Origin of the sequence: Bradyrhizobium sp. HKCCYLRH2060 (assembly GCF_051168135.1) — a bacterium.
In the GTDB taxonomy this organism is placed as follows: Bacteria; Pseudomonadota; Alphaproteobacteria; order Rhizobiales; family Xanthobacteraceae; genus Bradyrhizobium.
This window is the reverse complement of record NZ_JBNPUK010000003.1, coordinates 579,629-592,670: the sequence shown is the minus strand read 5'-3', so window position 1 is coordinate 592,670 and position 13,042 is coordinate 579,629. Positions and strand designations below refer to the sequence as shown.

Annotated in this window: 11 protein-coding genes and 1 riboswitch; of the genes, 5 read left to right on the top strand and 6 right to left on the bottom strand. The window is 66.0% G+C overall.

What is annotated here, in order from left to right:
- Window positions 1-241 precede the first annotated feature (241 nt).
- The 4 genes from ACQR10_RS10430 to ACQR10_RS10415 all read left to right on the top strand — a co-directional run bounded on the left by ACQR10_RS10430 (window position 242) and on the right by ACQR10_RS10415 (window position 3,603).
- A complete protein-coding gene (locus ACQR10_RS10430) occupies window positions 242-1,660 on the top strand; it encodes a TolC family outer membrane protein (protein ID WP_315804245.1) in 1,419 nt (472 codons plus the stop codon).
- Between the two features lie 116 nt (window positions 1,661-1,776).
- A complete protein-coding gene (locus ACQR10_RS10425) occupies window positions 1,777-2,064 on the top strand; it encodes a DUF3303 domain-containing protein (RefSeq protein ID WP_316182532.1) in 288 nt (95 codons plus the stop codon).
- On the top strand, window positions 2,061-2,468 hold the full coding sequence (locus ACQR10_RS10420; protein ID WP_434883478.1) for a hypothetical protein: 408 nt from the start codon (window positions 2,061-2,063) through the stop codon (window positions 2,466-2,468). The genes ACQR10_RS10425 and ACQR10_RS10420 overlap by 4 nt, the downstream gene beginning before the upstream one ends.
- 127 nt (window positions 2,469-2,595) lie before the next feature.
- Window positions 2,596-3,603 (top strand): hypothetical protein, encoded by a 1,008-nt coding sequence (locus tag ACQR10_RS10415; protein ID WP_434911942.1) that lies wholly within the window; start codon window positions 2,596-2,598, stop codon window positions 3,601-3,603.
- Between the two features lie 36 nt (window positions 3,604-3,639).
- Here ACQR10_RS10415 and ACQR10_RS10410 read toward each other — a convergent pair whose 3' ends face one another.
- Both ACQR10_RS10410 and ACQR10_RS10405 read right to left on the bottom strand, forming a co-directional pair.
- The gene (locus ACQR10_RS10410; protein WP_315804249.1) at window positions 3,640-4,839 is read right to left on the bottom strand and encodes an adenylate/guanylate cyclase domain-containing protein; all 1,200 of its coding nucleotides are present in this window, start codon (window positions 4,837-4,839) and stop codon (window positions 3,640-3,642) included.
- A 195-nt stretch (window positions 4,840-5,034) separates the two neighbouring features.
- Window positions 5,035-6,381: a carbohydrate porin gene (locus tag ACQR10_RS10405; protein WP_316182525.1), complete on the bottom strand. Its 1,347-nt coding sequence runs from the start codon at window positions 6,379-6,381 to the stop codon at window positions 5,035-5,037.
- 390 nt (window positions 6,382-6,771) lie between these two features.
- Here ACQR10_RS10405 and ACQR10_RS10400 point away from each other — a divergent pair, with 390 nt between their 5' ends.
- The gene (locus ACQR10_RS10400) at window positions 6,772-7,278 is read left to right on the top strand and encodes a hypothetical protein (RefSeq protein ID WP_434911941.1); all 507 of its coding nucleotides are present in this window, start codon (window positions 6,772-6,774) and stop codon (window positions 7,276-7,278) included.
- Between the two features lie 14 nt (window positions 7,279-7,292).
- Here ACQR10_RS10400 and ACQR10_RS10395 read toward each other — a convergent pair whose 3' ends face one another.
- The 4 genes from ACQR10_RS10395 to alaS form a co-directional block, all read right to left on the bottom strand.
- Window positions 7,293-7,550, bottom strand: a complete 258-nt coding sequence (locus tag ACQR10_RS10395; RefSeq protein ID WP_434911940.1) for a hypothetical protein — start codon at window positions 7,548-7,550, stop codon at window positions 7,293-7,295.
- Between the two features lie 249 nt (window positions 7,551-7,799).
- Entirely contained in the window at window positions 7,800-8,006 is a 207-nt protein-coding gene (locus tag ACQR10_RS10390) for a hypothetical protein (RefSeq protein WP_434911939.1), read from the bottom strand.
- Between the two features lie 763 nt (window positions 8,007-8,769).
- Window positions 8,770-9,999 carry a cyclic nucleotide-gated ion channel gene (locus ACQR10_RS10385; RefSeq protein WP_434889186.1) on the bottom strand — a complete coding sequence of 410 codons (1,230 nt, stop codon included), beginning with the start codon at window positions 9,997-9,999 and terminating at the stop codon, window positions 8,770-8,772.
- 2 nt (window positions 10,000-10,001) lie between these two features.
- Window positions 10,002-12,683 (bottom strand): alanine--tRNA ligase, encoded by a 2,682-nt coding sequence (gene alaS, locus ACQR10_RS10380; protein WP_434911956.1) that lies wholly within the window; start codon window positions 12,681-12,683, stop codon window positions 10,002-10,004.
- 181 nt (window positions 12,684-12,864) lie between these two features.
- Window positions 12,865-12,976, top strand: a riboswitch (glycine riboswitch).
- Window positions 12,977-13,042 lie beyond the last annotated feature (66 nt).

Sequence of the window (13,042 nt, the reverse complement as noted above, 5' to 3'; positions counted from 1 at the left end):
CGGGTCACTCGCAGCTGAACGAATCGCTCTGCCTCTCGCGTCGACGGGTGCACCTCACCCGCTTACCAAGCGCGTATTCGCGCGGCCATGTCGCAGCACTGCGACAAACGGCCTGTGGCGAGCACGCCACAACAAACCATGGAAAAGCCCGCCGGATTCCATATCCGCGGTTTGTGTGTGGCCGCCATCCGCCGTAAACAGGTAAACAACTGGTTAAGACAGTGAGACGCGGCGGAGTCGGATGGTGGGTCGAGCCAAACAATTTGGCGTCGGCAAGGTGCATGCGCGGCGGTTCGGCCTCGGCCTGACCGTGGCCGCCGGCTTTGTCGTCGCCTGCTCGCCCGCGCGCGCCGAGGATCTCGCGGCCGCGCTCGTCAAAGCCTATCAGACCAACCCGGCGCTGAACGCCGAGCGCGCGCGCCAGCGCGCCACCGACGAGAACGTGCCGCAGGCGCTCGCCGGCTATCGCCCGCAACTGATCGCGAGCCTCGGCGCCGGCCTGCAGGCCGTGCGCAATCTGCTGCCCGGCAACACGATCCAGACCGCGACATTGAAGCCCTGGACCATCGGCGTCACCGTGACGCAGACACTGTTCAACGGCTTCCGCACCGCCAACAGCGTGCGCATGGCCGAGTTGCAGGTGCAGTCGGGCCGCGAGGCGCTGCGCAATGTCGGTCAGGGCGTGCTGCTCGACGCCGTCACGGCCTACACCAACGTGCTCGCCAACCAGTCGCTGGTCGAGGCGCAGCGCTCCAACGTCGCCTTCCTGCGCGAGACGCTCTCCGTCACGCAGCGCCGCCTCAATGCCGGCGACGTCACGCCGACCGATGCCTCGCAGGCCGAGGCGCGGCTGGCGCGCGGCCAGTCCGACCTCAACGCCGCCGAGGTCAACCTCGCCATCAGCCAGGCGACCTATGCCCAGGTCATCGGCATGGCGCCGGGCCAGCTGCGCGCGGCCGACCCGATCGATCGCCTGCTGCCGCGCAGCCGCGAGGACGCGATTGCGCTTGGCAACAAGGAAAATCCGGCGGTGGCTGCGGCCAGCTTCGACGTCGACGTGGCCTCGACCTCGATCAAGGTCGCCGAGGGCGCGCTGCTGCCGACCGTGACCCTGCAAGGCAATGTCAGCCGCAGCCGCGATTCGGATCAGACGCTCGGCACCTTCGGCACCGACCAGGCCTCGATCGTCGGCAGCGTCACCGCGCCGATCTATGACGGCGGCACCGCCGCGTCGCAGACCCGCCAGAGCAAGGAGCTCGCGGCGCAGAGCCGCCTCGTGCTCGACCAGGTCCGCAACCAGGCCCGCACCGCGGCGGTCAGCGCCTGGGTCGCCAATGAAGGCGCCAAGGTCGCCGTCAGCGCCTCAGAGGCCGAGGTGAAGGCCGCCACCGTCGCGCTGCAGGGCGTCTCGCGCGAGGCCCAGGGCGGCCAGCGCACCACCGTCGACGTGCTCAACTCGCAGGCCGATCTGATCCAGGCCAAGGCGCGGCTGATCGGCGCGCAGCGCGACCGCGTCATCGCCTCCTACACGCTGCTCAGCGCGGTCGGCCGGCTCGACGTCAAGAATCTCAATCTGAATACGCCGGACTATCTGCCCGAGGTTCACTACCATCAGGTGCGCGACGCCTGGCACGGCCTGCGCACGCCGTCGGGACAGTAGAGCTCCCTCACCGCCGGTGCCGGAGCCGGTCTTTCAGACCGCGAGGCCACGCGCGAGACCTGGAACACCTGCTCGATTCCGTCCACACTCTGCGCCGGACCCAGGCGGAGGCGCGCATGCTGTTCATGGTGATCGAGCGTTTCAAGGACCGCGATCCGATTCCCGTCTACCGTCGCGTTCGCGACCCCGGCATCACCTTTCCCGACGGCTTGAAATATCTCGGCAGCTGGATCGAGCCGAATTTCGACCGCTGCTTCCAACTGATGGAATGCAACGACGCCCGCCTGCTGCAGCAATGGATCCTGTCCAACGCCCGCGACACCGGCATGACGTTCGAGATCGTCCCGGTGGTCACCAGCGCGGAGACGCGCGAGGTGGTGGCGCCGTTCCTGGATGAGAGTTGAGTCGCGCGACGATGCTCGACGTCCTGACGCAGATGCTCGCCGTCTGCCTGATCTCCTATGCGATCGCGGTGCTAATGCCATCGTGGCGGGCGCTGCTGGCGGCGACGCTGCTGCTCGCGCTGGCGACAATGATCGGCGGCCTGCGAGAATGGTGGACGCTGGAGCAAGGCAGCTGCAGCCGCGCTTGTACGCTCGAAGATCTGCTCGACATCCCGATGCTTCCGATCGCAAGAGCGGGCTTCATCACCGGAGCGATCGTCCGGGCGCTCACATTCCTGCCGCAGGCCCGCGGCCTGTCGCCGCGCACCATCGTCACGATCTGTATTGCCGGGGGCGCATTTGCGCTCGCAGTGGCCTTGTTCGCGCCGAGCCTCGTCTGGTGGCGGCCGCTGCGAATCCTCTAGGCACGGCGACAGAGTCGTTCATTGCTGCGGCGAGCTGCGATGGCTTACACTGCGTCTCGCGCGAACGTCAGACGCCGAGGCGATTTCGCCGCATGTTGTCGGCTAGCAAAAACGAAAGGCTGATGTCGTGGACTGGTTCGAACGCCTGACCGGCTTCAAGGAGACCGACTATGCCTCGACGCGCGCCAGACTGGCCTGCGAAGACGGACGGCTGACGTCTCTGGTCAATGGCAAGAGCTACCAGACCGGGCGGCTGGAGCTTCCGAAATTGTCGGAGCTCCGGACCAGGGTCCAAGACTCGGCCTGTCGAACCGGGCGGCTCCGCGTGAGTCTCGTCAGCGGCGATGTCCGCACCCTTCATCTGGTCCCGGAGTTCGCCGGCGCCCTGTTCCAGGTCGCCTCGCAGTTCAATCTGCTGGAGATGATCGGCCCCCACGCGACCCCGGAAGACGGCGTGACGATCTACCAGCATGATCCGACGCAGGGGCCGGCCTGCGCGATCGCCGCCGGCGCCGCAACGATCTATCGCAACTACTTTGCCCCGGTCGGCGGTGAATCGGGCCAGACCCGCGACCGTCAGCTCGACGCGCTCGCAGATGTCGGGGCGGCTCTGAAGTCCCGTCTATCCCGCGGCGGCGAGCTTTGGGCGATGACGAACGGGTACGCCCTGTGCACGCGGACCGGACTCGAGACCATCACGGCCATCCTCGACGCAAGCGATGGCGATGAGATCGACGCATTGCGCGGACACCTTCGGATCGGCCTGCATTCCGACGTCGAGCTGACCGACGCGGGCGAGCCCCGACCGACAGTGTCACAGGCCTTCTGCTCCGCGCTCCCCGTGGCCTACTGCTCCCCTGCCCCCCGATATTGGCAGACATTCGCTCGCCTGATCCTCGAGGCCAGCTACGAGGCAACGATCTGGGCGGCGGTCCTCAACGCGACACGCGGCTCGAACGTTGCCCTGCTCACCAGCGTCGGCGGCGGCGCGTTCGGCAATGAGGAGAGCTCGATCGAGGACGCGCTGCGCCGCGCGCTGCTGCTGGCGTCCAGCTTCGACCTCGACGTCAGGCTCGTCAGCTATGATCGCCCGACCGAGACATTCCTGCGGCTTCAGGACGAGTTCGGCCGCTGAGCCATGCCGTGAGCACGGCACAGCTCGTACGACGCCCTACCCCTCGAACGCAAACAGCTCGATCGGGTCGTTGAAGCCGCGCACCGGGTATTCGCCGACGCGTTCGAGCGCGAACGGGCCTTCGACGAGTTCGGCGAAGGCCCGCGACATCAGCACGGGACGACCGACCTGCTTGGTCAGCGCCTCCATGCGCGAAGCCATGTTGACCGCGGGTCCGATCACGGTGAAATCCAGCCGCGTGCGCGAGCCGATGTTGCCGTACATGACGTCGCCGACGTGGATGCCGATGCCGTAGCGCAGCGGCGCACGGCCGCCTTCCGCATGCCGCGCGTTGAGCGCCGCCATCGCCTGCCTGGCGCCGGTGACCGCGTGTAGCAGGTTCTCGCAGGCGCCGGGCTGGCTAAGCGGAAAGATGGCGAGCAGGCCGTCGCCGATGAACTTCAGGATCTCGCCTCCATGCTCTGTGATCGGCTCGACCATCGCGTCGAAATAGCCGTTGAGGAGATCGATCACGTCGTCGCGCGGCCAATTGTCGGAGATCTTGGTGAAGTCGCGGAGATCGCAGATCATGATCGCGGCGCTCACGGTCTCGCCGCTGCCGCGTCGGGTCGCGCCGGCCAGCACCATCTCGCCGGCATGCGGCCCGACATAGGTCTCGAGCAGGGTGCGCGCCAGCCGGTTCTTGATGCGGATCTCGCTGACCAGCGCCAGCACCGGCAGCAGCCGCTTCAGGGCGCCGATCTCGGCATGATCGAAGCCGCCGCGCTGGTCGGTCGCGAAGGTCACGCAGTGGCGCTTGCCGAGCGTGTGAAAGATCGGCCAGGCGACATAGTCGGTCAGCCCCTGCGCGCGCATGTCGTCATAGATGCCATGCTGCCGGCCGAGCGCGGGATCACGCGCCAGGTTTTCACGGATCTCGTCGGCGCCGTTGTAGACCTCGCTCACCGGGCTGCCGATGAACTCGGAACGCGAGCCGACGTCATAGTCGACGCGATTGATCTCGGAGCTCTCCATCCCGTCGCTCCACAGGATGCGCGCGCCGAGCCATTGCGGATGGTTGATCTGCACGTGCAGCGACGCGCGCTTCACCGGGATTCCGGCGCGCTGCAGGCGGATGCACATCTGCGCGAAGATGTTGTCGATGAAGCGTTCGTCGCGGGTGCCGCTGGTGAGCCAGTCCACGACCTCGTCGCCCAGGCGCTGGCCGGCGGCGAGACGGACGTCGGTTGCGGTCATGGCGGTCTCCTGGGCCGGCGCGGCAATGCCAGGGAGATGTCGTGTCGCAGCGCAAAAGAGTCAACCGATACCAACGCATCGCGCCCCTACCCCGATGGGCAGGCCCATCAGGTTCGGCGTCGGCAAAGGACGGCTCATCGTCTCAGCCCAGCGAGGGACGGATGCTGCACATCCGCCCCTCGCCTGACAGGCTTCTCAGAAATGCACCACCGTCCGCAGGCCGAGCACCACCGCATTGCCGGTCTTCAGGCCGGCGGCGTTGAAGCCGCGTCCGCCCGGATTGATGACATACTGGGCGTCGAACTTCAGGTTCATCCAGCCGGTCGCCTGCCAGCCATACCAGGCTTCGATCGGCACTTCGTTGCCGCCTGCATTCGGCGTCAGCGCCGCCGAGTTGACATGCGTGGTGCCGACCGCGAAGCCGACCTCGTCGTCGGGACGGAACGAGAAGGTGCCGGTGTGCTTGACGCCCCAGGAGATCTGGTAATCCTGATAGGACGTGCGGTGATCGGCCACGCTGGTGTTGAGGAAGGTATACCAGCCCTGCGCCTTCGGACCCTCGACGGTCAGCCGCTGCAGGATCGATTCGTAGAAGCCGTAGCGGCCGCGCTGGCTGCTGAGGTTCTGATCGCCCACGCCGGGACCGCCGGCGTAGACCCCGGTGATGCCGGGCAGACCGCCGTCGATGGTCGAAGCGCTGTCATACCAGCCGCCGAAGCGCCAGGTGCCGTTGAGCGGACCGCTCGGCTCCCACACCACTTCCACCGGCACCAGGACGCCCGAGGCCGGATTGGAGCGCGCGATGCCCGGCGCCAGGTAGACGCCGGCGTCCGACGTCGTCAGGTAGTTCGGATTGGCATCGTAGACGCCGACCGACAGCTTCCACTCCTTGGTGAAGTTGTAGTGCACGACGCCGGCCCACTGGCTGACCGGCCAGTTGTAGATGTAGCCGCCCTGGATGTTGCCGGGCTGGCCGCCGCAGAAGGTCAGGTTGATGAACTCGCACTGGCCGAAGAAGAAGTCGGAGCCGACCGGCAGCCGGCCGCCCTTGAGCACGAGGCGGTCGTCGAACAGCTTCTGCTGATAGTAGAACTCGGTAAGGCGCAGGATGTTGCCGCGGCCGAACACCTCGTTGGTCAGCTGCAGCGCCGGAATGCCGGCTTCGCTGTTGAGATTCTTGCCGAAGCGGTCGACCAGCGTCACGCCGATCAGGCCGCCCTGGATGCCGGCGAGCTTGGCCATGTCGAACTTGGCCTCGAACCACAATTGCCCGGCATTGGCCGCGGTGTTGCGCGAGCCACCTGACAGATTGGTGACGGCTTCGTCGCCGAGCGTGAGCGCGAGCGAGATGCCCTGCTCCTTCAGCCTAGTCCGGCCGAGATCGCCGAACAGATACGGCCGCGTCCAGAAATCATCGACACCGGCATAGGGAACCGGCGGCGCCTTCATCGGCAGATCGGCGGCGAGCGCACCGCCGCCCAACAAACAAGACAAAGCAACCCCTACGCCACACATACGTGCGGTCGTCGCAAACCCACTCATTTTTCCTGCTCCTCGCAGCGTCCCCAGGCTCTGGCTGTTGTTCTGTCGCGTCCGGCCCAGAGCCTCCGTCCCGGCACGCGCTTCCCCACGGCTCAATCCCGGCCGCCGCTCATTCGAGGAGCGAATTCGTCAACCTGAGATTGGATGGCAATCCTAGCAAGCGCCGAGGTGCCTTTGAATAGTCATATTATATTGGGGAGTCGGTATAACCGTAAGTGTGACATGGGCGTCACATGCCGCATTGCGGAATATTGTGTTCCGCGCCGTTGCGGCTCTCGGGATGCGTCGGACGCACGACAAGGCAACCAATTTGGAGAACCGTGGCGTGGCTGTTGACCTGCGCCTTTCAGCTCGCATGAGATCACGCCCAAGCTGGACGAGACTTGCTGCATGAAAGTGTCAGACCCCGATTTGTCAGAAGCACGCTGGGCCAGCCTCCTCGGCGGCTATCGCGTTCCCTACGACCCGCGCCCAGCCCTGCAACGCCTCGAAGGTGGCGATAGCTCAGCCTGGGACGAACTCTGGAATGAGCTGCACCACCAAGGTGACGTCGGCGAAGCATCCTTCGCCGCCGTACCCGGTCTGGTCCGAATTCGCGAGCGCCGCGGTGTTGCCGACTGGCAGACCTACACGATGATCGCGATCATCGAGCTTGCGGGAGACGGCTCTCGCAATCCGGCGATGCCGGCTGACCTGCGCGAGAGCTACGAAGCGGCGTGGGGCCAATTACTCCACATGGCACTCCGCGACCTCGCGACGGCGCAGGATGCCGACGTTGTCAGCCAACTCCTCGGCGTTATAGCGATCGCGCGCGGCCAACGCGCGCTGGGACGCATTGCGATCGAATTCACGGAAGATGAACGGGCTGCAATGCTGGCCGGCGAATGGCCTCCATGAATCACAACGCGACCTCACGGGTAGAATCGCTTTAGGAAGGCATCGATCTCGTCGTCATCTGCCTGCCAGTCGGCGCCGCGCTCCATGTACATCAACGCAAGTCCAAGCAGCTGCAGGGGGCTCTCGGCGACGAGTTGAAGCGTCCCCTTCGTTGCGTTCCAGAGTTCGCCGCCGCTCTCATAGCGACGATCGATTTCGTATCCGAGCTTGTTCAGCGTCAGATATGCCGGAATTTCGGTATTGCCTGCCGCCGCGATGGTTTGGGTAAACACGGAGTTCTCCCGTTCTGGACGGAGTCCCCGGCCTGCCGACTGCGTCAATCAAACAGACTGGATCTGATTTGGCACGCGTGGAGCACCACACCCCGGACCTCGAACACATCAGCCGATATCGTGTAGTAGACGACATGCGCCTGGAATTGAAACCGTCGTAGCCCGCGCCGGAAGTCCTCGGCTGATTGACCTATGGCCGGGAATCTGAGAGCAGCTCGAAGGTCGCGAGCTCGAATGGTGAGGCGATAGCTACCCACGGCGCGCAGCAACACGCTGCCGAGCAGCCGCGATGATGTCCTCAGCAGTCTCGGCAGTGCACGTCTCGCAATCAGTGTGCGCGAAGAACTCTTTGAAGCGAGCGATCTGCTCCTCGCGACTCAATGCCTGCCAATCCGCAAGCTCGGCTTCACTGGGCGGCAGCGCCGACGGGACGACCCGAGACTTGATTTGCGACATTGGTCCTTTCCGAGAGAACGGAGCCTGAAACATAAAGGTAGCACCTCCCGGTGGAATTGCGAGATCGGCCGCCATCTTCGACGAGGCATCGAGCTTGGCCGATTTTGCCGGGCGGGCATTATCGCGCCGACGAAAGCACGGGACCGTTCCTGATCACGGGTCAAAATCGCCTGCGTCAATGCTTCCATTTTCCCATTCCGTTCAGCCACATCTTTCGTTTCAAGAGCTTCGCGCAAAAATAAATCACTTCCGAAAATCAGCAAATCATGTCTATTCTATCCGCGTTCCGGTCCGGATGAGGGGCGTACGCGTCGTCACGAGACGTTGGGCCGGCAATGCGGTGGACGTGAGGGCATCAGCGCGCTTTCGGGTGCGGACGAATGATGCGCTCGCGGACGTGAAGTCGCGTGGTCCTGGCATCCCGATGCTGATGTCCCGCGCGATGCGCTTGGAGCGCATTGCGCGAACGGTGGCCAACAAGCCCGGTGCACCGAGGAGATCGCGTATAAGCGTTAAAACCGCCGCGCAGGGAATGCCGGATGAACCGGCTTTGCCTGTGGTACCTGCCGCCTGCATTTTTTCCGCAGGCGGGCCATGGGTGAGGCCCTCACCCGGCATTCCCTGCGCCCTCATCGTCTTTCGAGGGCGAATGCTTTCCGCATCCCCCGGGCGCGACCGCGCCGCGGGACCGTGTGTGCACGCCCGGCTGTTTGACTGGTTGGAAGATGGGACGGGGGACTGCGAGCGATCCGGGAGCAGCGTCCTACGCGTCCGGCTGGTCGTCGCGTTCGGCCTGCGACAGCTCGGCGAGGGCAAGATCGCCGGAATCGGCCATGCGCGCCTTGGCGATGGTCCGGACATGCGCGGCGAGCGCCGGCATGCGCGCGATCAGCGCATGGAAATCCTGCGCGTCGAGCACCAGCAGCCGGGTCTTGCGCGTCGCCGTCACGGTGCCCGAGCGCTTGGTCCGGTGCAGCAGCGCGATCTCGCCGAAGAAGGTGCCGTCGGCGAGCTTGACGCATTGCGTCGGCAGCTCGATCTCGACCTCGCCCGTGGTGATGAAATACATCGAGGACGCCGGATCGCCGCGCCGCACCAGCACCTCGCCGCCTTCGATCGTGCGTGCACGCAGCAGCCGCATGATGTCGGCGATTTCGGACGCCGAAAGATGCGAGAACAGCGGCACCCGCGCCAGCATGCCCCAGGTGACGACGAAATCGCGCCGCTTGATCTCCTCGGCGAACGCAGTGGAGATGATCGCGACCGGCAGCGCGATCATGGCAAAGCCCCAGATGATCGCGAACACCGTGATGATGCGGCCGAGCGGCGTCACCGGCACGACGTCGCCATAGCCGACGGTGCCGAGTGTCACGATCGCCCACCACATCGCATGCGGGATGGTGCCGAACTTGTCGGGCTGGACATCGCGCTCGACCGCGTAGAGCAGCGAGGCGAACAGCAGCACCGCGCCGGCCAGGATGACGAGGCAGCCGATCAGGATGCGCCGCTCGGCCTGCACGGCGGACAAGAGCGAGCGCAGCGCCGGCGAATAGCGCACCAGCTTCAGGAACGGCAGCACGATGCACAGGGCTTCCAGCGTGCGATCGCCAAGCACCAGCGCGATGGACGCCGGCACGAAGGACAGGAGATCAATCAGGCCGAGCGCGGACAAGGCGTAGGCGAGCCGCTCCCGGTGCGGCGACTGGCGCCGCGGCATGTGCCCCGCCACGCTCCAGAGCCGAGCGACATACTCCGCGGCAAACACGATCAGCGAACAGACCTTGATCGCTCGCAGCAATCCGCCAATGGAAGCCGCGATGTCCGGGTCGGAGGCCAGCACCACCGCCAGCACGTCGAGCGTGATGACGAGCACGATGAACTGGACGATGCGCGAGCCGTGCGTGCTCGGCAGATGGTCGTGCTCGAGCAGCTCGTACAGCCGGTCGCGCAGATCGGGATCGCGAACGCTCTCGCCCGGCCCGAGCGTCGGCACGATCAGCCTGCCTTGCCGATCGCACTCTCGATCGCGGCCAGCGCAGCCTCCGCCTTGGTGCCGTCCGGGCCGCCGGCCTGGGCCATGTCAGGTCGGCCGCCGCCGCCCTTGCCGCCGAGCGCCTCGGACGCGGCGCGCACGAGGTCGACCGCATTGAAGCGCGATGTGAGATCGGCGGTGACGCCGACCACGACGCCGGCCTTGCCGTCCTCGGAGGTCGCGACCAGCGCGACCACACCGGAGCCGAGCTGCTTCTTGGCCTCGTCGGCGAGCGACTTGAGGTCCTTCATCTCGATTCCGGAGACGGCGCGGGCCATCAGCTTGATACCGGAGACGTCACGAATCCCGGCTGCCGGCGAGCCGTTGCCGATCGAGGTGCCGCTGCCCATCGCGAGCTTCTTGCGCGCGTCCGACAGCTCGCGCTCGAGCTTCTTGCGCTCCTCCATCAGCGCGGTGATGCGCGCTGGCACATCCTCGACCGTGGTGCGCAGCTCGGCTGCCGCCGCCTTGGCGAGCGAGAGGTTGTGGTTGGCATGCGCCCGCGCGCCGCGCGCCGTCAGCGCCTCGATGCGGCGGACGCCGGACGCCACCGCGCTCTCCGAGGTGACCGCGATCAGGCCGATGTCGCCGGTGCGCCTGACGTGGGTGCCGCCGCACAGCTCGACCGACCAGCCCATGGCATTCGAGCCCAGCTCGCGCGCGGCGTTGCCCATCGAGACGACGCGGACCTCGTCGCCATATTTCTCGCCGAACAGCGCGCGGGCGCCGGCCTCCCGCGCATCGTCGAGCCCCATCAGCCGGGTCGTGACCTCGGCATTCTCGAGCACGACGTCGTTGGCGATGTCCTCGACGCGGGCGAGCTCTTCCGGAGAGATCGGCTTCGGATGGACGAAGTCGAAGCGCAGCCGGTCGGGCGAGACGAGCGAGCCGCGCTGGGCGATGTGGTCGCCGAGCACCTGGCGCAGCGCCTCGTGCAGGATGTGGGTGGCGGAGTGATTGGCGCGGATCGCCGAGCGCCTGGAATGATCGACGTCGAGCTGCAGCGCGGTGCCGAGCTTGAGCGTGCCCTGCTCCACGGTGCCGATGTGCGCGAACAGGTCGCCGGCCTTCTTCTGGGTGTCGGTGATGCGCACGCGGACGCCGTCTCCGGTCATAAGGCCGGTGTCGCCGACCTGGCCGCCGGACTCGCCATAGAACGGCGTCTGGTTCAGCACGATGACGCCGGTCTCGCCGGCCTTGAGGCTGTCAACCTCAGCGCCGTCCTTGACCAGCGCGGTCACCGCGCCCTCCGCGGTCTCGGTCTCATAGCCGAGGAACTCGGTGGCCCCGAGCTTCTCGCGCAGCGGGAACCAGACAGTCTCGGTCGCCGCCTCGCCGCTTCCGGCCCACGCCGCGCGCGCCTTGGCCCGCTGGCGGTCCATGGCATCGGTGAAGGAGGCCTGGTCGACGCTGATGCCGCGCGACTTCAGCGCGTCCTGGGTGAGATCGAGCGGGAAGCCGTAGGTGTCGTACAGCGTGAAGGCGACGTCGCCGTCGAACATGTCGCCCTTCGAGAGCGAGGCCGACTTCTCGTCGAGGATAGCCAGCCCGCGCTCCAGGGTCTTGCGGAAGCGGGTCTCCTCGAGCCGCAGCGTCTCCTTGATCAGCGCCTCGGCGCGGATCAGCTCGGGATAGGCCTGGCCCATCTCGCGCGAGAGCGTGCCGACGAGCTTGTGCATCAGCGGCTCACGGGCGCCGAGCAGCTGGGCGTGGCGCATCGCGCGGCGCATGATCCGGCGCAGCACATAGCCGCGGCCCTCGTTGGACGGCAGCACGCCGTCCGAGATCAGGAACGACGAGGCGCGCAAATGGTCGGCGATCACGCGAAGCGACGCCTTCTGCGGCCCCTGCGGGTCGGCATTGGTGAGGTCGGCGATGGCGCGGATCAGCGCGACGAACAGGTCGATGTCGTAATTGTCGTGCTTGCCCTGCAGCACCGCGGCGACGCGCTCGAGGCCCGCGCCGGTGTCGATCGACGGCTTCGGAAGGGGATTGCGGACCCCGCCCTCGAGCTGCTCGTACTGCATGAACACGAGGTTCCAGATCTCGATGAAGCGGTCGCCGTCCGCCTCCGGCGATCCCGGCGGGCCGCCCCAGATCTTGTCGCCGTGGTCGTAGAAGATCTCCGAGCACGGGCCGCACGGGCCGGTGTCGCCCATCTGCCAGAAATTGTCCGAACCGGCGATGCGGATGATGCGCGATTCCGGCAGGCCGGCGATCTTCTTCCAGAGCCCGAACGCCTCGTCGTCGTCGATGTAGACGGTCGCGGTCAGCTTGTCCTTCGGGAGGCCGAACTCCTTGGTGACCAGCTTCCAGGCAAGCTCGATGGCGTTCTCCTTGAAGTAATCTCCGAAGGAGAAGTTGCCGAGCATCTCGAAGAAGGTGTGGTGCCGGGCGGTGTAGCCGACATTGTCGAGGTCGTTGTGCTTGCCGCCGGCGCGGACGCATTTCTGCGACGTGGTGGCGCGGTTGTAGGGCCGCTTCTCGACCCCGGTGAAGACGTTCTTGAACTGCACCATGCCGGCGTTCGTGAACATCAAAGTCGGGTCGTTGCGCGGCACCAGCGGCGAGGACGGCACGATCTCGTGGCCGTTCGCAGCGAAGAAATTGAGGAAGGTCGACCTGATCTCGTTGACGCCGCTCATAGCAATCCAATCGAAGAAGTCCGGGAATTCGGCGGCAATGCTTTTAGACAAGGCGACTTCGCGTGTCCAGAAACTGTGCAGAAACATCATGGGCTTGCTGCACGGCTCCTAAAGCTGGTTGAAAGCCCGAGTGACGCGTTGACAGCTTGCGCGGGCTGGTGTTTGGTCCCGGACATAGACGACAGTCGCGTCGGGAGAGACTGGCCTTTTGAGGTTCTGGTTGAACGTCAAGGGTCGGCGCCGAAGGAGCAACCGCCCCGGAAACTCTCAGGCAAAAGGACCCTCGCGCCTGCAACTGCATCTGGAAAGAGACGCTCGCCCGGCATGATCCCGGGACGCGTCCGCCGACGGGATAATAC